The organism is Agrobacterium genomosp. 2 str. CFBP 5494 (assembly GCF_900013495.1).
Classification (GTDB): Bacteria; Pseudomonadota; Alphaproteobacteria; order Rhizobiales; family Rhizobiaceae; genus Agrobacterium; species Agrobacterium pusense.
In genome coordinates this window covers 1,385,774-1,410,007 of record NZ_LT009719.1, presented here as the reverse complement: position 1 = coordinate 1,410,007, position 24,234 = coordinate 1,385,774, and the positions used below count along the sequence as shown (strand labels likewise).

The window sequence follows — 24,234 nt, the reverse complement described above, 5'->3', positions numbered from 1 at the left end:
TGGTCGAAAATGAACAACGCGGTATCACGCGTTCTCATTCTGTCGACTGTCGAGAGGGAATCATGGTCACGCCTACCACAGCAGTACTTGAACAGGACGATGCAGACGAGATTCTGGCGCTTGGGCGGATGGTTTCCTACCTATGCCAGCGGTCGAAATCTCTGGAACTCGGCATGTCGACCTATTTCCTGGAAATGGCCTTGTTGTCGCTCGCCCAGGACATCAATCAGCACGGCCTGCCGCTGACAGCCGCGGAGGCGAATGGGGGTGGTTTCGCTCCGGCCGACCTGCATTGAACAGGCGGCCGGCGTAATCTGCAGGATTGAGCGCCTCCATCTCGATCTCCGGTCATGAGGCGTCGGTCCGCTTTTTTCGTGCCGCTCCGGCGCGGCCGGTCCGTCGGTAGCACTTCCGGTTTTCTGCAAATCCAATGACAAAGGCCCGGCTTACCACCGGGCCTTTGTCATCAACAAGCGCTGCGAAAGGAAGTCCGAAGCCGCTTCGGATTTTGCGCGTCTTCGGACGGAATATTCGACAGTCAGGATACGACCGCGCCGGGGCCTGCCACGGCACCCGCAGGCACCTTGCCCAGAATGATCATCCCGAGCACTTCGTCCTTGGTTACATCCTCGGTGCGGGCATGGCCCACCACCTTGCCGTTTTTCATCACGAACACACGATCGGCGAGATCGAAAACGTCGTGAATATCGTGGCTGATGAGAAAGATGCCGATGCCCTGCCGTTTCAGCTCCTTGACGAGATCGCCGACCTGCGCGGTCTCCTGCGGACCGAGCGCCGCCGTCGGTTCGTCCATGATAAGGATGCGGGCGTCAAAGAGAATGGCACGGGCAATGGCAACGGACTGCCGCTGGCCGCCGGACAGCGCCTTTACCGGCTCCTTGAACCGCCGAAAATTCGGGTTGAGACGTCCCATGACCTCACGCGCGGAGGCTTCCATGGCGACATCGTCCAGCGTGCCCCATTTCGTCTTCAGCTCGCGGCCGAGATAAAGATTGGCTGCCGCATCGACATTGTCGGCCACGGCAAGCGTCTGGTAGATGGTCTCGATGCCATATTTCTTGGCGTCACGGGGATTGCGGATATCCGCCTCTTCGCCATTGATGAGGATATCGCCGCTATCGCGCCGATAGGCGCCTGAGAGTATCTTGATCAGGGTCGATTTGCCTGCACCGTTATGGCCGAGAAGGGCGACAACCTCGCCGGGGAAAAGATCGACAGAGGCGTTTTCCACCGCGTGGATGCCGCCGAAGGAAATGGAAATATTGCGCATTTCCACGAGGGGCGTGACTTGGTCCGTCATAGGAGTTCTCCTCGGTTCTTACTTGGCGCGGGCGCGGTAGATGGTGTCGAGCCAGACGGCGACGACCAGAACCACACCGACGACGATGCGCTGGAAGGGCGTATCGATGCCCACCAGCACCATGCCGGATTGCAGCGACTGCATGACGAGCGCGCCGAGCATCGCACCCGCTATGGTTCCGACGCCGCCGGCAAGCGAGGTGCCGCCGATGACGGCTGCCGCGATGGTGTAGAGTTCATCGAGCTCACCCTGGGCATTGGTAGCGGCATTGAGGCGAGCGGTTGAAATCGCCGCGGCGATGGCGCACAGAACCCCCATCAGCGTGAAGATCTTCACCGTGACCCAGCGGGTCTTGATACCGGCAAGTTCGGCAGCTTCAGGGTTACCGCCGATGGCGAAGACATACCGTCCGAAACGAAGCCGTGTGGCGATGAAGGTCATGACCGCACCGACGGCAAGCGCCATCAAAACAGGAATGGCGATGCCGTGCGGAATGAACAGGCCGCCATCCGGCCACGCGATGCCGTTGGCATCGGCATAGTTGCGGGCAATGTTGACCGGCCATGGGTAGCTGTTGACGACGGCCACGAAACCGATGACGACAAGGCATCCGAGCGCAGCCAGAAAATACTCCGCCCAGACGGGCCGTAGCGGAAAGCCGAAACGTCGGCGCTGATGACGTGAATTCAGGATTGCCGCCACAATGGCGACACAGGCGACGGCCGCGGCTATCCAGCTCCATGTCGCACCAATCGAGCCGCTGGTGCCGCCCCCCATCAGGCGGAAGGTGGAATCCATCGGCGCCACCGTGCGGCCGCTGGTGATGAACCACGTGCCGCCGCGCCAGACGAGCAGGCCACCGAGCGTGACGATGAAGGAGGGTACGTTGAGGAAGGCGATGATGGAGCCCTGCAACATGCCGATCGCGCCGCCGACGAGAATGCCGACCGCAAGCGTGACAATCCATGTGGCCCAATGTTCGAAGCCGAGGATCTGCGGCAGGATTTCCGCCTGCATGACACCCATGATCATACCCGAAAAACCGAGGATGGAACCCACCGAGAGATCGATGTTGCGGGTGACGATGACGAGGACCATGCCGGTTGCCATAACGGCCACGGACGCCGTCTGCACGGAAAGGTTCCAGAGATTTCGCGGCGTCAGGAACAGGCCGCCGGACAGGATATGAAATCCGATCCAGATCAGAAGAAGTGCGCCGACCATACCGAGCAGGCGGGTATCGAGTTCCGTGGCGCTGATGAAGCGCGCAATCGAGCCGGTCTTTTCCGTCTTGGCGGACGCTGTGGAATTGGATTGGGTCATATCGGCCATGAACTGCCGGTGCTCCTCACATCTTAAAGGGCGCCGCGCCATGAACCATGGCGCGGCGCCCGAACCGGGACATATTCGATCAGTCGCAGGCCTTGACGGACCCGGCCTTCACGCCCTGGCAGGCGGTTTCCTTCTTGATCCATCCCGCATCGATAACGACGTTCAGATTGTCCTTGGTGATGGCGATCGGCTTGAGGAACACCGACTGCATCGTCACCTTCTTCGGACCTCCGTCAAAAGCGGTGACGCCCTTGATCTCCGTCATCTTCTTGCCACCGGCCAGTTCCAGCGCGATGCCGGCTGCTTCCTTGCCGAGTTCGCGGCTGTCCTTCCAGACTGAGACGGTCTGTGTGCCGAGCGCGACGCGGTTCAGCGCGGCGAAATCGGCATCCTGCCCGGAAACCGGGACCGACCCCGCCAAGCCCTGCGCCGCGAGCGCGGCGATTGCGCCACCGGCCGTGCCGTCATTCGAGGCGACGACCGCATCGACCTTGTTGTTGTTCTTGGTCAGGAACTGTTCCATGTTCTTCTGGGCATTTTCCGGCTTCCAGCCATCGGTATAGGCTTCGCCGACATTCTTGATCTTGCCGCCATCAATGGCCGCCTTCAGCACTTCCTGCTGGCCCGCAAAGAGGAAATCCGCGTTCGGATCGGAAGATGAGCCCTTGATGAAAACATAGTTGCCTTCCGGCTTCACCTTGAAGACTTCGGCAGCCTGCAGGCGACCAACTTCCTTGTTGTCGAAGGTGATGTAGAAGGCGTTCTTGTTTTCGATCAGGCGGTCATAACCGACAACCGGAATACCCTCGGCAACTGCCTTTTCAACAGCCGGGCCGATAGCGTCGCTGTCCTGCGCCAGGATGATCAGCGCGTTGGCCCCCTGGGAAATCAGCGATTCCACATCAGTCAGCTGCTTGGCCGCGGATGACTGCGCATCGGCGGAGATATACTTTGCGCCTGCCTTGTCGAGGGCTGCCTTGATGGCCGCCTCATCGGTCTTCCAGCGCTCTTCCTGGAAATTCGACCAGGATACGCCGACGACGAGGTCAGCCGCAATAGCGGCCGTATGCAGGGAAACGAGTACGGCTGTACCCGCCAGAAGCTTGGCAAATGAATTCATGATGTCCTCCCGGTAAGAGCGCTGCCCCACACCTCCATGCGGGGAAAACGCCTGAAAAAGCTGCCGGTCGCTGTGGTTTCACAATTTTCTCGACAGTCGAGAAAATTAATGTCAGAGATTCCCCATGCTGTCAACAACGGCTGCGGGCAGCATCCGGGTGCCTTGATCTTGTCCGGCACATGCGCCATGGACAGGTCTAGCACGACAGGAAAAAGGCCGTTCAGGGAGCATGCCCCAGCCCATGTCCGCCATTGCAAGCACGGAACTGGTGCGCCAGAAAAACAGCCTGTCGGTGATGGCAGCACTGCGCCTGCACGGCAGTCTCTCCCATACGGACATGTCGACTTTCACCGGGCTTGCTTCAGCAACCGTTTCCGCCATTACCACCGAGCTTGAGCGGACGGGCCTCATATTACGGAAAGAACAGCTCGCAACCGCCGGTCGGGGCCGGCCGCGCATTCTCTTCGGGCCACGCGGGGCTTTCTGTCACGTCGCCATCGTCATCATTTCTTCAGATAGCGTGCAATATTCGCTGGTCGATTATGCCGGCAAGCTGGTGGACCGCTTTACCGAACAGAGGATCGCCGCTGAAAAAGGCACATTCGGCGGCGCGATCCTTGGCGGCCTTGCACGGCTTGCCGACCGCTCACGCATCGACAGTCGTGATATTCTCCAGGTCTCGATCAGCAGCAAGGGGCTGGTTGATGCGGGCGCGGCAACTCTTCTCTGGTCTCCGGTTCTCGGCGACGAAAAGATAGATTTCCAGCAGCTTGTTTCGCAAGACGGGCGCACCCGCGTGACGTTGAACAACGAGACGCTGCTGGCCGCAAAAGCCATCTGGATGGGAGAGCATGCGAAGGGCAATCCCGCGCCGGATGCCCTTGTTACCCTGTCGCTCGGCCATAGTATTGGCCTTGGCGTCGCCCGTGCAACGGGCGGCACGATCGAGGTTAGCGCCCCCAACTTCGGACATATGCTGCATCTGCCCGACGGCGCCTTGTGCCGCTGCGGCACCAAGGGCTGCATCGAGGCTTATTCCGGCTTCTACGCCATCCTGCGCTCGGCTTTCGAGGCCCCACCGCAGGCCGAACCTGCGAAGTTCGTGCCGACAGCCGAGGTGGACAAGATCGCCGCTTCAGCCCGCGCGGGGGGACGCATGGCGCGGTTTGCGTTCCGCACCGCTGGGCTGGCGCTCGGCAACGGCCTTTCACGCCTCTTCAGCCTGCATGGTCATATGCCGGTTTTCATCACCGGCCCCGGCACACGTTATTTCGACCTACTGGAAAGCGGCCTGCGCGACGGGCTGGCGCAATCGCAAGCAGTGCGTTTCGGCGGCATGCCGGAAATTGCAATAGCACCGAACGAACCGGAACTAGTGTTCGAAGGGCATATGGAACACGCTCTTTCCGCCGCCGATGACTATATATTGAGTGCAGAAAGCTTTCCGAAACCGGCGAGGAACTCCACAGCCTGACACTAGCGGAAGACGTTCAGGCTCGCTCCACCGCAGCTTCCGCCTTTTCCCTTCCACCCGTCAGCTTGGATACGAAGTCATCCAGCTCGGCAGCCTCGGCCTTGCTCAGGCGAAGGCCCTGTTTCGTACGTCGCCAGAGAATGTCCTCGGCCGTGCAGGCCCATTCCTGCTCAACCAGCCAGCGCACCTCGCATTCATAGAGCGTGCCGCCGAAATGCCGGCCGAGCCCGGCGGCATCGGTAACGCTGCCCAACAATTCCGCAGCCTTCGTACCGTAGTTTCTAACTAGCCGCTCGGCATGGTGTCTATCGAGGAAAGGATATCGGGAGACAAGCGCCCGCACCTGCGTCTCATATCTCTCCGCGCCGAAATCTCCACCTGGCAGGTGTGAGCCCGCCGTCCATGGCTTGCCCTTTTCGCCGATCGCCGCGCCGATCTTTTCCAGCGCATGTTCCGCCAGCCGTCGATAGGTGGTGAGCTTGCCGCCGAAAATATTGAGGAGTGGAGCTTGCCCGTTGCCCTCCTCAACCTTCAGCACGTAATCGCGTGTGGCTTCCTGCGCTTTCGAAGCACCATCATCAAAGAGCGGCCGCACGCCGGAATAGGTCCAGACGATGTCTTCCGGCCGAACCGGCTCGCTGAAATAGTCGCTGGCGGCGTTGCAGAGATAGGAAATCTCTTCCTCGGAAATGCGAACCTTGGCCGGATCTCCCTTGTAGTCGCGATCCGTGGTGCCGATCAGCGTGAAATCCCGCTCATAGGGAATGGCGAAGATGATGCGGTTGTCAGGGTTCTGGAAGAAATAGGCGCGCGGATCGGAAAACTTCCGGCGCACGATAATATGGCTGCCCTGCACGAGCCGGACATTATGCACATCCTTTCGCCCGAAGACGCCGGAAAGCACCGTATCCACCCAGGGACCAGCGGCGTTCACCAGCATACGTGCCTTGTGCACGCCCGCACGGCCGGTTTTTTCGTCCAGAGTTTCGATGAGCCAGAGCCCACCTTCGCGTCGTGCGGAAACGACCCGCGTGCGGTTCATGATCGTCGCGCCGCGATTAGCGGCATCGCGCGCATTGAGAACCACGAAACGGGCATCATCCACCCAACCGTCGGAATATTCGAAGGCCCTGGCAAAAGCCGGCTTCAGAGGCTTTCCAGCCGGGTCCTTCCGCAGATCGAGCGTTCGGGTGGCTGGCAAAAGTTTCCGGCCGCCGAGATTGTCATAAAGAAACAGGCCAAGCCGAACCATCCAGGCCGGGCGCACCCCGCCCTTCTGAATGGGCAGGACGAAACGCATGGGCCAGATGACATGCGGTGCCATGGCCCAGAGAATTTCCCGCTCCATCAGCGCTTCGCGCACCAGACGAAACTCGTAATGTTCGAGATACCGCAGGCCGCCATGGATGAGCTTTGTGGCGGCGGAAGACGTGCCGGAAGCGAAATCGCCTTTTTCCGCAAGCGCCACGGAATAACCCCTGCCCACCGCATCACGGGTAATGCCGCAGCCATTGATGCCGCCGCCGATGACAAAAAGATCAAAAATGTTTTCGCTGGACATGAAGCCTCCGCGACAATGCAAGGGAGAAACCCTTTATGGAAAGACAATTACATAAAAACGAAAATAAAACGAATGTCAAAAGAAAACAAACGAACCACGAAAGCACGTGTGAAAGCGCCGCCGTGAGCATTGCCTCACAGGGTCAGCCTCCTAGGAGATTTATGTTTCAGCCGTGTGTCTGAGAAACCTGCTCGAGCTCGTAAAGCACCCCGCCCATATCCTTCGGATGCAGGAAAAGAACGGGATTGCCGTGCGCGCCGATCTTTGGCATGCCATCGCCGAGAATACGGACGCCTTTTTGAATGAGGTCGTCGCGCGCCGCCAGTAGATCCGGCACCTCGAAGCAGAGATGATGTGTGCCGCCGCCCGGATTGCGTTCGAGAAAAGCGGCAATCGGCGAGTTTTCCCCGAGCGGGTGAAGAAGTTCGATCTTGGTGTTATCAGCCTGAATGAAAACAACCGTCACGCCATGTTCAGGCAGGGCTTGTGGTTCCGAAACCGCCGCGCCAAGCGCCCTGTAACGGGCAATGGCGGCATCGAGGTCGGGTACCGCGATGGCCACGTGATTCAATCTTCCGAACATGGCCGCCTTCCCTCACACGTTCCGCCTGATGCCTTCGAGCAGGTCGAGCACCTTGTTGGCCGCATCCATGACATTGGTACCGGGGCCGAAGATGGCCGAGACTCCGTGGTCGAGCAGGAACTGATAATCCTGGCGCGGAATGACCCCACCGACAACAACGATGACGTCTTGCGCGCCTTTCTGTTTCAGCGCCTCGACCAGCTGCGGCGCAAGCGTCTTGTGCCCTGCGGCGAGCGACGACATGCCGACCACATGCACCTTGTTCTCAACGGCAAGCTCGGCCGCCTCCGCCGGTGTCTGGAACAGGGGACCGGCCAACACGTCGAAACCAAGATCGCCGAAGGCAGACGCAATGACCTTTGCGCCACGATCATGCCCATCCTGCCCCAGCTTGGCGACCATGATACGCGGTTTTGTGCCGATCCGGTCAGCCACACCTGAAAGGCGGGCGGCAAGCGTAGCGAGTTCCGGCTCATCCTTATAAGCCTCGCCGTAGATATCGCTCACCACCTCGGGCACCGCAGCGTGGTCTCCGAAGGCCGCGCGCAGCGCATCGGAAATCTCTCCCACCGTGGCGCGTGCACGGGCCGCGACGACGGCGGCTTCGAGAATATTGCCCTTGCCGCTGCGGGCCACCTCCGAGAGCGCCTGCAGAGCGGCCGTCACGTCCTTGCCATCGCGGCGACGGCGCGTGTCTTCGATGCGGCGGATTTGCGCGGCCCGCACGGCGGCATTATCGATATCGAGAACATCGATATCCTCTTCATTTTCGAGTCGATAGCGGTTGACGCCGACGATCACCTCCTCGCCCTTGTCCACTGCCGCCTGCCGGCGTGTCGCGGCCTCTTCGATCAGCCGTTTCGGCAGGCCTTCCGCCACCGCCCTGGTCATGCCGCCAAGCGCCTCGACCTCCTCGATCAGCGCCCAGGCCTTCTCGGCCAGCTCATTCGTCAGGCTTTCGACATAATAGGAACCGGCCAGCGGATCGACGACCCTGGTGACGCCGGTTTCGTGCTGGAGGATAAGCTGGGTATTGCGGGCAATGCGGGCGGAAAATTCCGTCGGCAGCGCAATCGCCTCATCGAAGGAATTGGTGTGCAGTGATTGCGTGCCGCCGAGCACGGCGGACATGGCCTCGAAGGCAGTGCGGACGATGTTGTTATAGGGGTCCTGCTCCTGGAGCGACACGCCCGACGTCTGGCAATGGGTGCGCAGCATCAGCGACGACGCCTTTTGCGGCTTGAATTCCTCCATGATGCGTGACCAGAGCAGGCGCGCGGCGCGCAGCTTGGCCGCCTCCATGAAGAAATTCATGCCGATGGCGAAAAAGAAAGACAGGCGGCCGGCAAAATCGTCAACATTCAGCCCCTTGGCCAGCGCCGCCCGCACATATTCACGGCCATCTGCGAGTGTGAAGGCAAGCTCCTGCACCAGCGTCGCCCCGGCTTCCTGCATGTGATAGCCGGAAATGGAGATGGAATTGAATTTCGGCATCTCCCTCGCCGTATATTCGATGATGTCGGCGATGATCCGCATCGAGGGTTCGGGCGGATAGATATAGGTGTTGCGGACCATGAACTCCTTGAGGATGTCGTTCTGGATGGTACCGGAAAGCGCTGCACGCGGCACGCCCTGTTCCTCCCCAGCTACGATAAAATTGGCAAGAACGGGGATGACCGCGCCATTCATCGTCATGGACACCGAGACCTTGTCGAGCGGGATGCCGTCGAACAGGATTTTCATGTCCTCGACGCTATCGATCGCCACGCCCGCCTTGCCGACATCGCCCTCCACGCGCGGATGGTCGCTGTCATAACCGCGATGGGTAGCGAGATCGAAGGCGACGGAAACGCCCTGCTGACCGGCAGCCAGCGCCTTGCGGTAAAAGGCATTCGAGGCTTCCGCGGTGGAGAAACCGGCATATTGGCGGATGGTCCAGGGCCGTCCCGCATACATGGTGGCGCGCGGGCCGCGGGTGAAAGGCGCAAATCCCGGCAGGCTGTTCAGATGGGAAACATGTTGCAGGTCGTCGGCCGTATAGAGCGGCTTGACCTCGATACCCTCGGGCGTGTGCCAGACGAGTGTGTCCGGTGAGCGCTTCAGCTCCTTTTCAGCAAGGTGAAGCCAATCCCGCACCGTTTTTTCACCCGACATGCATCTCTCCCCGTTTGCATTTCGCTCTAGCATTCCAGCGGGAGATCAAGGCAGATTCGCCCGGCCCGTCCGCAGGTCCGACCCCGTAAACCGCCCCGGCCGGTATCCGTTCCGGACAAACCGGCAGCGACCGTCACTCGAACTCGAGAATAACCTCATCCACAGCGAGACTATCGCCGGGTTTCGCCGCCACTCTCGCAACACGACCGCGTTTTTCGGCACGCAGGATGTTTTCCATCTTCATGGCTTCCACCGTCGCCAGTGCCTGCCCGGCCTCTACCTCGTCACCCTCACACACCGAAATACCGGTGATGACCCCCGGCATGGGGCAGAGCAGCAGTTTCGATGTATCCGGCGGCAGTTTTTCCGGCATCAGCAGCGCCAGTTCCGCCACGCGCGGGCTGCGCACGCGGGCGAGAACATCCATGCCACGCCAGCGCAGACGAACCGCTGCGCCTGCAAGGTCGACCTTGACGGCAATGACCTCGCCCGCCACCGTAAACAGGCCAAGGCTTTGACCGGGAAGCCAGCCGGTATCGATGGTGAGCGCTGTCCCGTCTTCAAAACGGACCGCCGCGCCATCCGCACCGGTTTCGACGCTGACCCCGTGGCGGAACGCCCCAAATGAAACCACCCAGTCACCACCGACAATGCGGCGGTGATTGCCAATGGTGCCGGAAATCTCCACCGCGCGGTTCTGCAGGCGCTGATTGATGATGGCGGCAATGGCGGAAAGCTTGCGCGCGGCGGCCTCATCCGGCTCGACGCCGGAAAAGCCTTCCGGAAACTCTTCTGCAATAAAGCCCGTCGTCAGCCTGCCAGAGCGAAAGCGCTCATGCTGCATGACGGCGGAGAGAAACGGCAGATTGTGGCCAATGCCTTCAACCTCAAAACGATCCAATGCCTCTCCCATGGCATGGATGGCGGTCGTCCGATCCTTGCCCCAGCTGCACAGCTTGGCGATCATCGGATCGTAATACATCGAAATTTCGCCGCCTTCGAACACGCCGGTATCGTTGCGGATGAAGGTGCCGTTTTCCTGCGCACCCTCCTGCGGCGGGCGATAACGCGTCAGCCGGCCAATGGAGGGCAGGAAGTTGCGATAGGGGTCTTCGGCATAAAGCCGGCTTTCGATCGCCCAACCGTTCAGCTTCACATCCGCCTGTCCGAAGGACAGTTTTTCACCCGAGGCCACACGGATCATCTGTTCTACCAGATCGATGCCCGTGACCAGTTCCGTCACCGGATGTTCCACCTGCAAACGGGTGTTCATTTCAAGGAAATAGAAGTTGCGATCGCCATCGACGATGAATTCCACCGTGCCAGCTGAATGGTAACCGACGGCTCTCGCCAGCGCCACGGCCTGCTCGCCCATGGCATGCCGAGTCGCTTCATCCAGAAAGGGCGACGGCGCTTCCTCGATGACTTTCTGGTTCCGCCGCTGGATCGAGCATTCGCGCTCCCCGAGATAAAGGATATTTCCGTGCCTGTCGCCCAGCACCTGAATTTCAATATGGCGCGGCTGGGTGACGAATTTTTCGATGAAGATGCGGTCGTCACCAAAGGAGGATTTCGCCTCGTTTTTCGAGGACTGGAAACCCTCGCGCGCCTCAGCGTCGTTGAAGGCGATGCGCATGCCCTTGCCGCCACCGCCGGCAGACGCCTTGATCATGACCGGATAACCGATCTGCGAGGCGATCTTCACCGCCTCATCCGCATCCTCGATCAGCCCCATATGGCCGGGTACGGTGGAAACGCCGGCTTTCGCAGCCAGTTTCTTCGACGTGATCTTGTCACCCATGGCCTCGATCGCGCCGACGGGCGGACCGATAAAAACGACACCCGCCTTTTCCAGCGCCTGCGCAAAGGCAGCGTTTTCCGACAGGAATCCGTAGCCCGGATGGACCGCATCCGCTCCGGTCTTCTTGATCGCCTCAAGGATCTTGTCGATGACGATATAGGACTGTGACGAGGGTGCCGGGCCGATACGAACGGCTTCATCTGCCTGTCTCACATGCAGCGCATTGGCATCGGCATCCGAATAGACCGCAACGGTGGCGATGCCCATCTTCTTCGCCGTCTTGATGACCCGGCAGGCAATCTCGCCGCGATTGGCGATGAGGATTTTCTTGATCATGCGGTTGTTGCCCTCTCCCTCAGCACAAACCCTTAAACAGCCCTCAAATCTCGAAAAAATTCTCGAAGGATTCCGGGAAATTCTGCCGGGCGACGCGTTCGTCTATGACGAGCATTGCCTGATAGGAAACAGGGTCGAAATTTTTCTCCGCAGGTACGACCTCGCGGCCGAAAAGCAGGTTGAGGCGGGCGGCGTCGAGATTGCCGCGCTCGAAGGGCTCGGCACCGAAATGGTGCCAGAGCGAGTGCAGAAAGGCGGCATCGATGCGATGCTCCTTGGTGTCGTTGCGCGCCCGGCGGGGTATCATCTTGATCGGTGTTACCCCTTTGGGGTTGGCGCGGCGGATGGTGAACTGGACGCCCGTGCTCGGCATACCCGAGGGAAATCCCTTGTGTTTGGTCATTTCGGGCAGGTTCGCCATCTTTAGTCCTTCTTGTATTTGTTACGCCTTGCCGATCTTGTCCTGCGTCTTCGTGTCGAAGTCGGAGGCATCGTGGCGTTCATGCAGTTGTTCAGACGGATCGCCGGAGGTCTTGTTGACGATCACGCCGCGTTTTACAGCAGGGCGTTCGCCGATTTCCAGCGTCCAGCGCATGACGTTCTTATAACCGTCTGCTTCAAGGAAAGCACCCGCATCGCCATATGCCTGGCCAAGCGCGATCTTGCCATACCACGGCCACACCGCCATGTCGGCAATCGTGTATTCCGAACCGGCGAGATAACGGTTTTCGGCGAGATGGCGATCCAGCACGTCGAGCTGGCGTTTGACTTCCATGGCGTAACGATCGATGGCGTATTTGATCTTGATCGGCGCATAGGCATAAAAATGGCCGAAACCACCGCCGAGGAAGGGGGCGGAGCCCATCTGCCAGAACAGCCAGTTCAGCGCTTGCGTGCGGGCATTGCCCTCCTTCGGCAGGAAGGCGCCGAATTTTTCCGCGAGGTAAACGAGGATGGAGCCGCTTTCGAAAACGCGCGTCGGCTCAGGCGTCGAATGGTCCATCAGCGCCGGGATCTTGGAGTTCGGATTGACCTCGACAAAACCGGAACCGAACTGGTCGCCTTCGCCGATCTTGATCAGCCAGGCATCGTATTCGGCGCCCTTGTGGCCGGCAGCAAGCAATTCTTCCAGCATGATGGTGACCTTCTGGCCATTCGGCGTCGCCAGCGAATAAAGCTGCAGCGGATGCTTTCCGACGGGAAGTTCCTTTTCATGGGTGGGACCGGCGATCGGCCGGTTGATATTGGCGAACTGGCCGCCATTGCCCTTGTCCCAGGTCCAGACCTTGGGCACTTCATACCCGGTGGGGAAATTATCTGCTGAGGATTTTTCGGCCATGAAAATGTGTCCTTGTGCGTTTCAAGAGGACATCCGGACATCCGGGCGCCTGAACATCCATATAGTAAGGTGGCCGAAGCATTTTTCCAGCCCTTCAGCAGATCAGAGCGGAATGGTGTCGTGTTTCTTCCAGCGGGTTTCCACGCTCTTGTTGCGCAGCGACGCAAACGCGCGGGCGATGCGGCGGCGCGAGGAATGCGGCATGATGACCTCATCGATAAATCCGCGCTCCGCCGCGACGAAGGGATTGGCGAAACGCTCCTCATATTCTCTCGTGCGCGCAGCGATCTTCTCGGGATCGGCAAGCTCCGAACGATAGAGGATTTCCGCCGCGCCCTTGGCACCCATCACGGCAATTTCGGCCGTTGGCCAGGCGTAGTTGACGTCCGCGCCGATATGTTTGGAGGCCATCACGTCGTAAGCCCCGCCATAGGCCTTGCGGGTGATCAGCGTCACCATCGGCACTGTCGCCTCCGAATAGGCGAAGAGAAGTTTTGCGCCGTGCTTGATGACGCCGCCATATTCCTGGGCCGTGCCTGGCAGGAAACCCGGCACATCCACCAGCGTCAGCAACGGAATGTTGAAGGCGTCGCAGAAGCGCACGAAGCGGGCGGCCTTGCGCGAACTGTCGATATCGAGGCAGCCGGCCAGCACCATCGGCTGGTTGGCGACGACGCCGACCGTCTGGCCTTCGAGACGAATGAAGCCGGTGATGATGTTTCGGGCAAAGGCCTCCTGCAATTCGAAGAAATCGCCCTCGTCGGCCAGCGCGTGGATCAGCTCCTTCATATCATAGGGCTTGTTGGAACTGTCAGGGATCAGCGTATCGAGCCGCGCTTCCAGGCGCGCCGGATCGTCGTGGAACGGCCGCACCGGCGGCTTTTCGCGATTGTTGAGCGGCAGGAAATCAAAGAGCAGCCGCACATGCTCCAGCGTCTCGATGTCGTTTTCGTAAGCGCCATCGGCAACGGACGATTTTTTGGTATGGGTGGAGGCCCCGCCCAGTTCTTCGGCCGTGACGATCTCGTTCGTCACCGTCTTCACCACATCCGGCCCCGTCACGAACATGTAGGAGGTATCGCGCACCATGAAGATGAAATCGGTCATGGCAGGCGAATAAACCGCACCACCCGCACATGGCCCCATGATGACGGAGATCTGTGGCACGACGCCGGAGGCGACGACATTGCGCTTGAAGACATCGGCATAACCGCCAAGCGAGGCCACGCCCTCCTGAATGCGCGCGCCGCCGCTGTCGTTGAGGCCGATAACAGGCGCGCCGTTGCGGACCGCCATATCCATGATCTTGCAGATTTTCTGGGCGTGGGTTTCCGAGAGCGAACCGCCGAGCACGGTAAAATCCTGGGAAAACACATAGACCTGCCGGCCATTGATGGTGCCCCACCCGGTCACGACGCCATCGCCCGCGATCTTCTGGCCCGCCATGCCGAAATCCACCGCTCGGTGGGTGACATACATGTCGTATTCTTCGAAGGAACCCTCATCCAAGATTACGTCGATGCGCTCGCGCGCCGTCAGCTTGCCCTTTGCGTGCTGCGCCTCGATGCGCTTGACGCCGCCACCGAGCCGAGCCTCTTCCCGCCGCGTTTCCAACTGCTCCAGAATGCCGGGCATGTATCCTCCATGCGTTATGCCACGATCAATAACCCAGAAAATACTCTGCCAGAAGCCTTGATCGTGCGCGTATGCGTGCCATAAATATTTGCAATATTTAATTTTGCAAAGTTGCAACATGGCGACGGAAAAACTCTTCATCGGCCGCAAGGTGCGCGGCCTTCGCGAAAATGCCCGCGCCACGCAGGCGCAATTTGCCGAACGGCTGGGCATCTCCGCGAGCTATCTGAACCAGATCGAAAACAACCAGCGCCCCGTTTCGGCCAGCGTTCTGGTGACGCTGGTGGAAAAATTTCAGCTCGACATGGCGGAACTGGCGACGGGGGAGAGCGACCGGCTGGTTTCCGCCCTGCGCGAGGCGCTGAAGGACCCGCTGTTCATGAATTACGAACCGGGGCTTCAGGAGTTGAAGCTGATTGCCCAGAACGCACCGGGTTTTGCCCATGCGCTGCTGCGTGCCCATCAGGCCTATCGCCAGAACAGCGAGCAGCTGGTGCAACTGGATGACCGGCTGGGCCGCGGCACCGCACAGGTGGAAAGAACCCCCTATGAGGAGGTGCGCGACTTCTTCCACTTCGTCGACAATTACGTTGCCGAGATCGATCTTCTGGCCGAGGAGCTGGCGCAGGAACTGGAGATCGAGGGCGGCGAGACCGACGGCATTCTGGCAGCGCATCTCAGGAACCGTTACGGCATCCATATCACAAGAACCGCGGCGGCAGGCGGGCTGATCCGGCATTTCGATCCTGTCGGCAAAACGCTCGCCCTCAGTTCCTACATGGCCGCATCCACCCGCTGTTTTCAGCTCGCGTTGCAGATCGCCCAGCTTCACGCCGGCCCGACGGTGGACAGGGTGCTGGCCGGCGCCGGTTTCCGCAACATGGAAGCGGCCGAAATCTGTCGTATCGGACTGCACAATTATTTTGCCGCAGCGCTCATCCTGCCCTATGGACAATTTCACCGGGCGGCACAGGAACTGCGCCATGATCTCGAACTTCTCGCCGTGCGTTTTGGCGCGAGCCTTGAGCAGGTGGCCCACCGTCTGAGCACCCTGCAGCGACCCGGCATGAAGGGCGTACCCATCTTCTTCGCCAAGATCGACCGCGCCGGCAACATCACCAAACGCCACAGCGCCACGCGGCTGCAATTTGCCCGGTTCGGCGCGGCCTGTCCGCTGTGGAATATCCATCAGGCTTTCGAAAGCTCCGACAGGATCGTGCGGCAGCTGGCGGAAACGCCTGACGGCGTGCGCTATCTTTCCATTGCAACGCAGATCGAAAAGGCCGGCGCCGGCTTCAATACGGAAAGGCCGCGTTACGCCATCGCACTCGGCTGCGAGATTTCCCATGCGCAGAATTTCGTCTACGCCGACACGCTCGATCTCGGCAATGCGGCTTCCTTCAAACCGATCGGCATTTCCTGTCGGGTGTGCGAAAGGGTGGATTGCGTGCAGCGCGCCGTGCCGCCGCTGAAACGCAAGCTATATTTCGATCATCTTTCACGCGGCGCCCTGCCCTATCGGATTGCCGATTTTTGACTCCGCTCAGGGCAGTGGCACCATCGCGCGCCGCATGATGTTGGCGTAATAACCCCAGAAAAGCCGGGCGGCGACGGAGCGCCATGGCGACCAGAGTGTCGCGCGTTCCGCGAGCCATTTCGCTTCCGGCCTTATCTCCAGATCGAGCGCATGTGCCACCGCTGATCTCAGCGCCACATCGCCAACGGGAAAGATATCCGGATGGCCTCCGCAGAACATCAGATAGACCTCGGCCGTCCATGGGCCTATGCCACGAAGCGCCACGAGTTCAGAAAGGGCTGCACTCCCCTCCTTGCGCACCACGCCGTCAAGGTCGATCTGCCCTTCGGTAACGGCGCGAGCCAGTCCTTCCAGCGTCGTCGCCTTGGCGCGCGAAAGGCCGAAAGTAGCCCGCAATTCCTCCGGTGCGCCGAGATAATTTTCCGCCGTGACCGCGCCGCCCGTCCCGGTGAGAATACGCGCCCATATGGCAGTGGCGCTGGCGCGCGACACCATCTGCGAGACGACGATATGAGCAAGGCCGGCAAAGCCGGGCTCGTGGATGCGCAGTTCCAGCGGACCGGCTATCTCAATGACAGGGGCAAGTGCGGGGTCGAGGCGGGCGAGATGCTCCAGCCCTTCGCTGATGTCATCCATCCCGGTGATGATTTTCATGTCGGTCATTCCATATGCCGCCAGCCCGCTGGCGGGGTGCATTAAAACATGGCAGAAGAAACCATGCCTTCATCCATCCGTCAAAAACCGGTTTACCGTTTCGCGCCAAGCCCCAACGGCCCGCTGCATCTCGGCCATGCGCTTTCCGCATTCCTGAACCATGACATGGCGCTGAACAATGGCGGCCGCTTTCTGCTGCGTATAGAGGATATAGACCAGACGCGCTGCACGCCGCAGCTGGAGCAGGCGATCTATGATGATCTCGGCTGGCTGGAACTCTCTTGGGAAGAGCCAGTGCGGCGACAATCGGAGCATTTCGATGAGTACCGGATGGCGCTGCACAGGCTGATCGAGGCGGATCTTGCCTATCCCGCCTTTCTCAGCCGTGGCGAAACCAGGGCCATTGTCGGTGCCTTCGAAGCGGAAGGCGGGACATGGCCGCGCGATCCTGACGGAGCGCCGCTCTATCCGTCCGTCGACCGCGAGAGGCCGAAGGCGGAACGGGCGGCCCTGCTCGCATCCGGCCGGCAACACGCCTGGCGGCTCGACATGGACAGGGCGATCCGCGCCGCCCATACCCCACTGTTCTGGCAGGAGAGCGGCGACGGGGTGACGGGGCAGATCGAGGCCCTGCCCGCGCTCTGGGGCGATGTGGTGCTGTCGCGTTCCGACGCGCCTTCGAGCTATCATCTTTCCGTTGTTATTGATGATGCACTGCAGGGGATCACCCATGTGGTGCGCGGCATGGATCTCTTCCATGCCACCGCCATCCACCGGCTGCTGCAGCAGCTGCTGGGCCTACCGCAGCCCGCTTATCATCATCACCGGCTGATTCTGGGCACGGACGGGCGCAAGCTTTCGAAAAGCGAAGGCAGTACCGGGCTTTCCGCCCTTCGCGCCGAAGGAGCGACGCCCTCAGATATCCGCCGGCTTGTCGGCCTCCTCTAGCGCCTGCCCGCGGCGCGCGCCATTGCCGCCGATGTTACGGCGGATGATCTGCCGGACCTTGTATTTCATCAACGCGGCATTCACCTCCGCGCCGAGCATGAAGATGACGCCGACCATATAAAGAAACACCAGAACCACCATGACGGAGGCGAGACCGGCATAGGTGGCGGCATAATTGGCGAAGGTCGAGAGATAATAGGCGAAGATTGCCGCGCCGATGACCCAGAATATCATCGTCAGCAAAATACCCGGCCAGACATCCCAGATGCGACGCTTGCCTGCGGGTAGCCACAGATGCGCCGCCACCAGCCCCGCCGTCAGCACCACGATGGTGCCATAAAGGCCGAGGCTGGAAATGGTGTTCAGCACATCCGTCAGCCACGGAAACCGCCGTTCGGCGAAGGACATGGCGACCGGCACGGCGACGAGCACGGTGCTGATGCCGGCAAAGACCACAACGGCAATCAGGACATAAAGCAGGCTGAGCAGGCGGGTCACATACCACCAGCGCGTTTCCGTGACGCGATAGGCGCGGTTCAGCGAAATGCGCAGCGCCTCGACGCCATTCGAGGCGAAGTATGCGGCCGCCAGCACCGAAATCGTCAGCAGGCCGCCGCGCGGGATGGTGAGAACCTGCTGCACCTGAGCTGCCAGCGGACCGGCAATTGCTTCCGGCCAGGTGTCGAAAATCAGATGCACCGCCGTTTCTGAGAACTGGTCGGCGCCCAGAAAACCGGCCAGCGCCGTGCCGAAGATCAGGAACGGAAACAGCGCCAGCAGGATGGACAGCGCCATGTGGCTCGCCATCGCCCAGCCGTCATCCTCGGCGAAATGGGAATAGGCATCGAAGGCAACCTTGCCTGCCAGGCGCACTGCGGCAACCATGTCGCCTCCATTCATCGGCATTTCATTTGTAACTTCGCCCCGAATATGGGAAATCAGCTTCGTTTTGTACAGCGCGCAAGCTGACCTTTCGGTTCCCGAAGGACACGGATTTCGCGCGATTGGATTTTAACGGGCCGGGTAATCGGACCAGAGCGACAGTCGGTTTCCCGGAGCGACAAATGTCTGAAAAACCCGTCATCATCATCACCGGATGTTCCTCGGGGATCGGCGCCTATTGCGCCGGCGCGCTCCACCGGGACGGCTGGCGGGTCTTTGCCACCGTGCGGCGCATCGCTGACATGGCAGCCCTCGAAAATCAGGGCATAGAAACCCTGATCATGGATTACACAAAGTCCGAAACCATCGCCGCGCTGGTGGACACCGTCGCCGCCCGCACCGGCGGCCGCATCGATGCGCTTTTCAACAATGGCGCCTATGGCCAGCCGGGCGCGGTGGAGGACCTGCCAGTCGAAGCGCTGAGAGCCCAGTTCGAAACCAATGTCTTCGGCTGGCACGATCTGACGCGGCGGGTCATTCCCTTTATGCGGGCGCGTGGTGCGGGCCGCATCGTGCATTGCTCGTCCATTCTCGGGCTCGTGCCCTATCGCTATCGCGGCGCCTACACCGCTTCGAAATTCGCGCTTGAGGGGCTGGGCGTCACCCTGCGCATGGAGCTTCAGGACAGCGGTATCCATGTCAGTCTGATCGAACCCGGCCCGATCACCTCGAAATTCACTACGACGGCGCTTGCTCATATCAATGAGCATATCGATCTCGAAAACTCGGCCCATGCCGCAGAATATAAACGCCAGCTGGCGCGTATGGATGGTTCCGGCCCCGTCAACCGTCACAAGCTCGGCCCGGATGCCGTTTATGCCGTGCTGAAACACGCCCTGACGGCTGCAAGGCCGAAACCACATTATCCCGTTACCGTTCCGGCCAAACAGGGGCTTATGCTGAAACGGCTCTTGCCTGCCGGACTTTTCTATCGTCTGCTGCGCAGATTCGATTGAGGAGGAGTAATACCGCATGTCCGGCTTCACCACCGTTCTGGCCCTTATCGTCATGGGGCTTGTCGTCATCGTGTTGATACGCGGCCTCTTCAACATGCTGAAGGGACAGGACGCCAACCGGTCCAACAAGCTGATGCAGCTTCGCCTGCTTCTGCAGGCCATTGCCATCGCTCTGATCATGCTCACCCTCTGGCTCACTGGAGGCGGCCGCTGACATGGTGAAACTGAACAAGATCTACACCCGCACCGGCGACAAGGGCACGACGGCGCTGGTTTCCGGCCCGCGCCGACCGAAGCACGATCTGCGCGTTGAAGCCTACGGCACGGTGGACGAGACCAATTCGGCCATCGGTGTCGCGCGGCTTCACACGGCTGGGCTGGAAAAGCTGGATGCCATGCTTTTCCGCATCCAGAACGATCTTTTCGACCTCGGCGCCGATCTTGCCACGCCTGACGATGGCGAACCGCTGCCTTACGAACCGTTGCGTATAGTCGAAAGCCAGGTCACACGGCTGGAAAGCGAAATCGACGACCTCAACGCCACCCTCGAACCGTTGACGTCGTTCGTGCTGCCGGGCGGCAGCGCCGCGGCGGCAAATCTGCATTTGGCACGCACGGTTTGCCGGCGCGCAGAAAGGCTGATGGTGGAGCTTTCCGTCACCGAGAACGAGATCGTCAGCCCGGCCGCCATCAAATATGCCAATCGCCTCTCCGACTTCCTGTTTGTCGCGGCCCGTTTTGCCAATGATGCCGGCAAGGCCGACATATTGTGGGTTCCGGGCAAGAACCGCTAAGGCGTTTCAACGACGCAACCAAAGGGCGTTCGATGTTCATACCGCTGCACGATGCGAATTCCCTCAAGCATATCCGGCTGCAATATGTCACCATCGGCCTGATCGTGGTCAACGTGTTGGTCTGGCTGTTTACCGGCGTGCTGGCCAGCGACACCGAAGCCAATGCCGCTGCCCTCGGCCTCGGCTTCATTCCCGCCGTGGTGTTCGATTACGCCTATCTGGAACCCGCCCTGCAGGTCGTGCCTGATGACCTCACCGCCATCACCTATGCCTTTCTTCATCTCGATTTCTGGCATCTGGCCGGCAACATGCTGTTTCTCTGGGTCTTCGGCGACAATGTCGAGGATGCGCTCGGCCATTTTCGTTTCCTGATCTTCTATCTCGCCTGTGCCATCGCCGGCGCGCTGTTTCACGGTTTCGTCGCACCCACCTCGGAAGGGCCACTGATCGGTGCCTCGGGTGCGGTTTCCGGCGTCGTCGCGGCCTATTTCCTGCTGCATCCAAAAGTGCGCGTCTGGGTGCTGGTCCTCATGCGCATTCCGCTTCCACTGCCCGCCTTCATTCCCCTGGCGCTGTGGATCGGCCAGCAGTTCCTGATGCTGGCGCTCGGGCTGGAAGAGAATGTCTCCTGGGGCGCGCATGTCGGCGGCATCTTGGCGGGCGCCATCATGGTAATTTTCATGCGCAGACGGGGCGTTCCCCTGTTTGATCGCACCATTGTCCCGCCGAAGGCGGCGCAGTTCAAAAATACGTCGCAAACGGCGGGGTTGTCGCAAATCGAACGCGGCTATGACGGGGGTAGATGAGAGGTCACGTCAGAGATAGAGTATTTACGTTAACGTCAACGTAAGATATGCCTTGTGTGCATGCGATAATGAAGATTGCTCCGTTGTAATTGCGGGAAAAATGCTTATCCATGTCGCCAACCTGTTTTTGGAGGTCCGCTCGGCACTGCCAAGCGGACAGGAGTTTGAGGAAAGCCGCCGATGAAAATCCTTGTCCCCGTTAAACGAGTCGTCGATTACAACGTGAAGATCCGCGTGAAGGCGGATGGTTCTGGCGTTGAGCTTGCCAATGTGAAGATGTCGATGAACCCGTTCGACGAAATCTCGGTGGAAGAGGCCCTTCGCCTGAAGGAAGCCGGCAAGGCTGAAGAAGTCGTCGTCGTCTCCATCGGACCTGCCAAGGCGGAAGAAACGCTGCGCACCGCGCTTGCGATGGGTGCCGATCGCGCCATCCTGATCGAGACCGATGAAACGGTCGAGCCGCTCGCTGTCGCCAAGCTCCTGAAGGGCGTGGCCGAGGCTGAGCAGCCCGGTCTCGTCATTGTCGGCAAGCAGGCGATTGACGACGATTCGAACCAGACCGGCCAGATGCTGGCAGCCCTCCTCGGCTGGGGCCAGGGCACTTTTGCCTCCAAGGTCGTGCCTGCCGACGGCAAGGTTGCGGTGACCCGCGAAGTCGATGGCGGCCTGCAGACGGTGGAACTGAAGCTTCCCGCTGTCGTCACCACCGATCTTCGTTTGAACGAGCCCCGTTATGCCTCGCTGCCGAACATCATGAAGGCGAAAAAGAAGCCGCTCGACAAGAAGGCTCCGGCCGATTTCGGCGTCGATGTTTCGCCGCGCCTGAAGGTGCTGAAGACCGAAGAGCCGGCGGGCCGCAAGGCCGGCATCAAGGTTGGCTCGGTCGCCGAGCTGGTCGAAAAGCTCAAAGCCGACGGCGTCCTCTAAGGTTTCGGAAAAGGGAGATATTCTCATGGCCATTCTTCTTCTGGCAGAACACGACAACGCAACCCTTTCCGACCTGACGGCAAAGACCCTGACGGCGGCAACCCAGATTGGCGGCGACGTCCATGTGCTGGTCGCCGGCTCCGGCGCCAGGGGCGCTGCCGACGCCGCAGCAAAACTCTCCGGCGTTTCCAAGGTGCTGCTTGCCGACGACGCATCCTACGCAAACCAGCTGGCGGAACCGCTGGCGGCGCTGATCGTTTCGCTTGCCCCGTCCTATGACGTCATCATCGCTCCTGCGACCGCCTCGGCAAAGAACGTCACGCCGCGTGTTGCCGCGCTTCTCGACGTGGCTCAGGTCTCGGAAATCATCGAAGTTGTCAGCCCGGATACCTTCAAGCGCCCGATCTATGCTGGCAATGCCATCCAGACCGTTCAGGCAACCGATGGCAAGAAGGTCATCACCGTGCGCCCGACCGCCTTTGCGGCAGCGGCAGAAGGCGGTTCGGCAGCGGTCGAGACGATCGCCGCCGCTGAAAACCCCGGCGTCTCCTCTTTCGTTTCCGATGCGCTTGCCTCGTCCGACCGTCCGGAACTGACCTCGGCGAAGATCATCATCTCGGGTGGCCGTGCTCTCGGTTCTTCGGAAAAATTCAAGGAAGTCATCCTTCCTGTTGCTGACAAGCTGGGTGCTGCCGTTGGTGCATCGCGCGCTGCCGTCGATGCCGGCTATGCGCCGAATGACTGGCAGGTGGGCCAGACCGGCAAGGTCGTCGCCCCACAGCTTTACATCGCGGCGGGCATTTCCGGTGCCATCCAGCATCTGGCCGGCATGAAGGACAGCAAGGTCATCGTCGCCATCAACAAGGACGAAGAAGCGCCGATCTTCCAGGTTGCCGATTACGGCCTTGTGGCGGACCTCTTCGAGGCATTGCCGGAACTGCAAAAGGCCCTCTGATTTCAAATAGATGATGAAGGCGGCGCGTTTTTTGAACGCGCCGCCTTCTCTTTTTCGGCGATATGCGTAACATCGCCAGCGAATTTGCACATGCAGCACATGGGAGAACAGCATATGACCGCCCCCTTTAAGAACATCGGTGTCATCGGAGCCGGTCAGATGGGGTGCGGCATCGCACATGTCTCTGCGGTTGCCGGCTACAGGGTTCATATCTACGATCTTTCCAAAGACGGCATCGAGGCCGGCCTTGCCACGATCAATGGCAATCTCGCGCGCCAGGTCACCAACGGCAAGCTTTCCGACGAGGCCCGCAAGCAGGCCCTGGCGCTCATCAGCGGTTCGACCGATGTCAACGATCTGGCACCCATGGACCTCGTCATCGAGGCTGCCACCGAGAACGAAGAGATCAAACGCAAGATCTATGCGCAGATTTGCCCGGTCCTGAAGCCGGAGGCGCTTCTCGCCACCAACACGTCTTCACTTTCCATCACCCGGCTTGCCTCTGCCACCGACCGTCCGGAACAGTTCATGGGCATCCACTTCATGAACCCGGTGCCGGTCATGAAACTGGTGGAACTGGTGCGCGGCATCGCCACCAATGAAAAGACCTTCGATGCGGCCAAGGACTATGTGCGGACGCTCGAAAAGGCGATCACCGTCGCCGAAGATTTCCCGGCCTTCATCGTCAACCGCATCCTTCTGCCGATGATCAACGAGGCAATCTATACGCTTTATGAGGGCGTTGGCTCCGTGGAAGCCATCGACACCGCCATGCGCCTCGGCGCGAACCACCCGATGGGTCCGCTGCAGCTCGCAGACTTCATAGGCCTCGATACCTGTTTGTCGATCATGCAGGTGCTGCATGACGGCCTGTCCGACAGCAAATACCGCCCTTGCCCGCTGCTGGTCAAATATGTCGAAGCCGGCTGGCTCGGCCGCAAGTCCGGCCGCGGTTTTTATGATTACCGCGGCGAGACGCCGGTTCCGACACGATAGAACCTTCACTGTTCTTTCGTTGCTCCACCGCAGAAGGCAACCGGGCGACAATGCAATCTATAC

23 protein-coding genes are annotated in these 24,234 nt (G+C 60.2%); 11 read left to right on the top strand and 12 right to left on the bottom strand.

The genetic code is table 11. The annotated features are described in order from the left end of the window. The first annotated feature begins 62 nt into the window (after window positions 1–62). A complete protein-coding gene (locus AGR2A_RS21345; protein WP_004445594.1) occupies window positions 63–296 on the top strand; it encodes a hypothetical protein in 234 nt (77 codons plus the stop codon). A 242-nt stretch (window positions 297–538) separates the two neighbouring features. Here the strand turns inward: AGR2A_RS21345 and AGR2A_RS21340 are convergent, their stop codons facing one another. The 3 genes from AGR2A_RS21340 to xylF form a co-directional block, all read right to left on the bottom strand. After that, window positions 539–1,321: an ATP-binding cassette domain-containing protein gene (locus AGR2A_RS21340; protein ID WP_072493206.1), complete on the bottom strand. Its 783-nt coding sequence runs from the start codon at window positions 1,319–1,321 to the stop codon at window positions 539–541. 18 nt (window positions 1,322–1,339) lie between these two features. Further along, window positions 1,340–2,653 (bottom strand): sugar ABC transporter permease, encoded by a 1,314-nt coding sequence (locus AGR2A_RS21335; protein WP_004445596.1) that lies wholly within the window; start codon window positions 2,651–2,653, stop codon window positions 1,340–1,342. Between the two features lie 79 nt (window positions 2,654–2,732). Further along, a complete protein-coding gene (gene xylF / locus AGR2A_RS21330) occupies window positions 2,733–3,773 on the bottom strand; it encodes a D-xylose ABC transporter substrate-binding protein (protein WP_004445598.1) in 1,041 nt (346 codons plus the stop codon). A 241-nt stretch (window positions 3,774–4,014) separates the two neighbouring features. On the opposite strand from xylF, the gene AGR2A_RS21325 reads away from it, so the two are divergent. Continuing rightward, the gene (locus AGR2A_RS21325; protein ID WP_072493207.1) at window positions 4,015–5,247 is read left to right on the top strand and encodes an ROK family transcriptional regulator; all 1,233 of its coding nucleotides are present in this window, start codon (window positions 4,015–4,017) and stop codon (window positions 5,245–5,247) included. Window positions 5,248–5,263: 16 nt separating this feature from the next. On the opposite strand, the gene AGR2A_RS21320 is transcribed toward AGR2A_RS21325, so the two are convergent. The 7 genes from AGR2A_RS21320 to AGR2A_RS21290 form a co-directional block, all read right to left on the bottom strand. Continuing rightward, window positions 5,264–6,808 carry a glycerol-3-phosphate dehydrogenase gene (locus tag AGR2A_RS21320; protein WP_072493208.1) on the bottom strand — a complete coding sequence of 515 codons (1,545 nt, stop codon included), beginning with the start codon at window positions 6,806–6,808 and terminating at the stop codon, window positions 5,264–5,266. A gap of 166 nt (window positions 6,809–6,974) precedes the next feature. After that, the gene (gene mce / locus AGR2A_RS21315) at window positions 6,975–7,391 is read right to left on the bottom strand and encodes a methylmalonyl-CoA epimerase (RefSeq protein ID WP_006697705.1); all 417 of its coding nucleotides are present in this window, start codon (window positions 7,389–7,391) and stop codon (window positions 6,975–6,977) included. Window positions 7,392–7,403: 12 nt separating this feature from the next. Next, complete coding sequence (gene scpA / locus AGR2A_RS21310) at window positions 7,404–9,545, bottom strand: methylmalonyl-CoA mutase (protein ID WP_072493209.1); 2,142 nt, start codon at window positions 9,543–9,545, stop codon at window positions 7,404–7,406. A gap of 133 nt (window positions 9,546–9,678) precedes the next feature. Then, window positions 9,679–11,682 (bottom strand): acetyl-CoA carboxylase biotin carboxylase subunit, encoded by a 2,004-nt coding sequence (locus AGR2A_RS21305; RefSeq protein WP_072493210.1) that lies wholly within the window; start codon window positions 11,680–11,682, stop codon window positions 9,679–9,681. Between the two features lie 43 nt (window positions 11,683–11,725). After that, a complete protein-coding gene (locus AGR2A_RS21300) occupies window positions 11,726–12,103 on the bottom strand; it encodes a hypothetical protein (protein WP_004445608.1) in 378 nt (125 codons plus the stop codon). Window positions 12,104–12,124: 21 nt separating this feature from the next. Next, a complete protein-coding gene (gene yghU / locus AGR2A_RS21295) occupies window positions 12,125–13,021 on the bottom strand; it encodes a glutathione-dependent disulfide-bond oxidoreductase (protein ID WP_004445609.1) in 897 nt (298 codons plus the stop codon). 102 nt (window positions 13,022–13,123) lie between these two features. Next, window positions 13,124–14,656 (bottom strand): acyl-CoA carboxylase subunit beta, encoded by a 1,533-nt coding sequence (locus AGR2A_RS21290; RefSeq protein WP_072528484.1) that lies wholly within the window; start codon window positions 14,654–14,656, stop codon window positions 13,124–13,126. A gap of 118 nt (window positions 14,657–14,774) precedes the next feature. Between AGR2A_RS21290 and AGR2A_RS21285 the strand changes: the two genes are divergently transcribed. After that, window positions 14,775–16,193, top strand: a complete 1,419-nt coding sequence (locus tag AGR2A_RS21285) for a helix-turn-helix domain-containing protein (RefSeq protein ID WP_072493212.1) — start codon at window positions 14,775–14,777, stop codon at window positions 16,191–16,193. A 6-nt stretch (window positions 16,194–16,199) separates the two neighbouring features. Here the strand turns inward: AGR2A_RS21285 and AGR2A_RS21280 are convergent, their stop codons facing one another. After that, window positions 16,200–16,856 (bottom strand): DNA-3-methyladenine glycosylase family protein, encoded by a 657-nt coding sequence (locus AGR2A_RS21280; RefSeq protein WP_161794443.1) that lies wholly within the window; start codon window positions 16,854–16,856, stop codon window positions 16,200–16,202. A gap of 39 nt (window positions 16,857–16,895) precedes the next feature. Here AGR2A_RS21280 and gluQRS point away from each other — a divergent pair, with 39 nt between their 5' ends. Next, window positions 16,896–17,795, top strand: a complete 900-nt coding sequence (gene gluQRS / locus AGR2A_RS21275) for a tRNA glutamyl-Q(34) synthetase GluQRS (RefSeq protein WP_072493213.1) — start codon at window positions 16,896–16,898, stop codon at window positions 17,793–17,795. Here the strand turns inward: gluQRS and AGR2A_RS21270 are convergent. Further along, window positions 17,763–18,680 (bottom strand): YihY/virulence factor BrkB family protein, encoded by a 918-nt coding sequence (locus AGR2A_RS21270; RefSeq protein WP_004445618.1) that lies wholly within the window; start codon window positions 18,678–18,680, stop codon window positions 17,763–17,765. The two genes, gluQRS and AGR2A_RS21270, sit on opposite strands and share 33 nt — an antisense overlap. Before the next feature lie 179 nt (window positions 18,681–18,859). Between AGR2A_RS21270 and AGR2A_RS21265 the strand changes: the two genes are divergently transcribed. From AGR2A_RS21265 to AGR2A_RS21235, 7 genes are all read left to right on the top strand, one after another. Then, window positions 18,860–19,693 (top strand): SDR family oxidoreductase, encoded by an 834-nt coding sequence (locus AGR2A_RS21265; protein ID WP_072493214.1) that lies wholly within the window; start codon window positions 18,860–18,862, stop codon window positions 19,691–19,693. 16 nt (window positions 19,694–19,709) lie between these two features. Next, complete coding sequence (locus AGR2A_RS21260) at window positions 19,710–19,907, top strand: twin transmembrane helix small protein (protein ID WP_004445622.1); 198 nt, start codon at window positions 19,710–19,712, stop codon at window positions 19,905–19,907. A 1-nt stretch (window position 19,908) separates the two neighbouring features. After that, a complete protein-coding gene (locus AGR2A_RS21255; RefSeq protein ID WP_022563004.1) occupies window positions 19,909–20,487 on the top strand; it encodes a cob(I)yrinic acid a,c-diamide adenosyltransferase in 579 nt (192 codons plus the stop codon). A 32-nt stretch (window positions 20,488–20,519) separates the two neighbouring features. Beyond that, window positions 20,520–21,293, top strand: coding sequence for a rhomboid family intramembrane serine protease (locus tag AGR2A_RS21250; protein WP_072493215.1), 774 nt, complete (start codon window positions 20,520–20,522; stop codon window positions 21,291–21,293). Window positions 21,294–21,473: 180 nt separating this feature from the next. Next, the gene (locus AGR2A_RS21245; RefSeq protein WP_022563006.1) at window positions 21,474–22,220 is read left to right on the top strand and encodes an electron transfer flavoprotein subunit beta/FixA family protein; all 747 of its coding nucleotides are present in this window, start codon (window positions 21,474–21,476) and stop codon (window positions 22,218–22,220) included. 25 nt (window positions 22,221–22,245) lie between these two features. Beyond that, window positions 22,246–23,175 (top strand): electron transfer flavoprotein subunit alpha/FixB family protein, encoded by a 930-nt coding sequence (locus AGR2A_RS21240; protein ID WP_006697715.1) that lies wholly within the window; start codon window positions 22,246–22,248, stop codon window positions 23,173–23,175. Between the two features lie 114 nt (window positions 23,176–23,289). Then, the gene (locus AGR2A_RS21235) at window positions 23,290–24,171 is read left to right on the top strand and encodes a 3-hydroxybutyryl-CoA dehydrogenase (protein WP_004445632.1); all 882 of its coding nucleotides are present in this window, start codon (window positions 23,290–23,292) and stop codon (window positions 24,169–24,171) included. The last annotated feature ends 63 nt before the right edge of the window (window positions 24,172–24,234 follow it).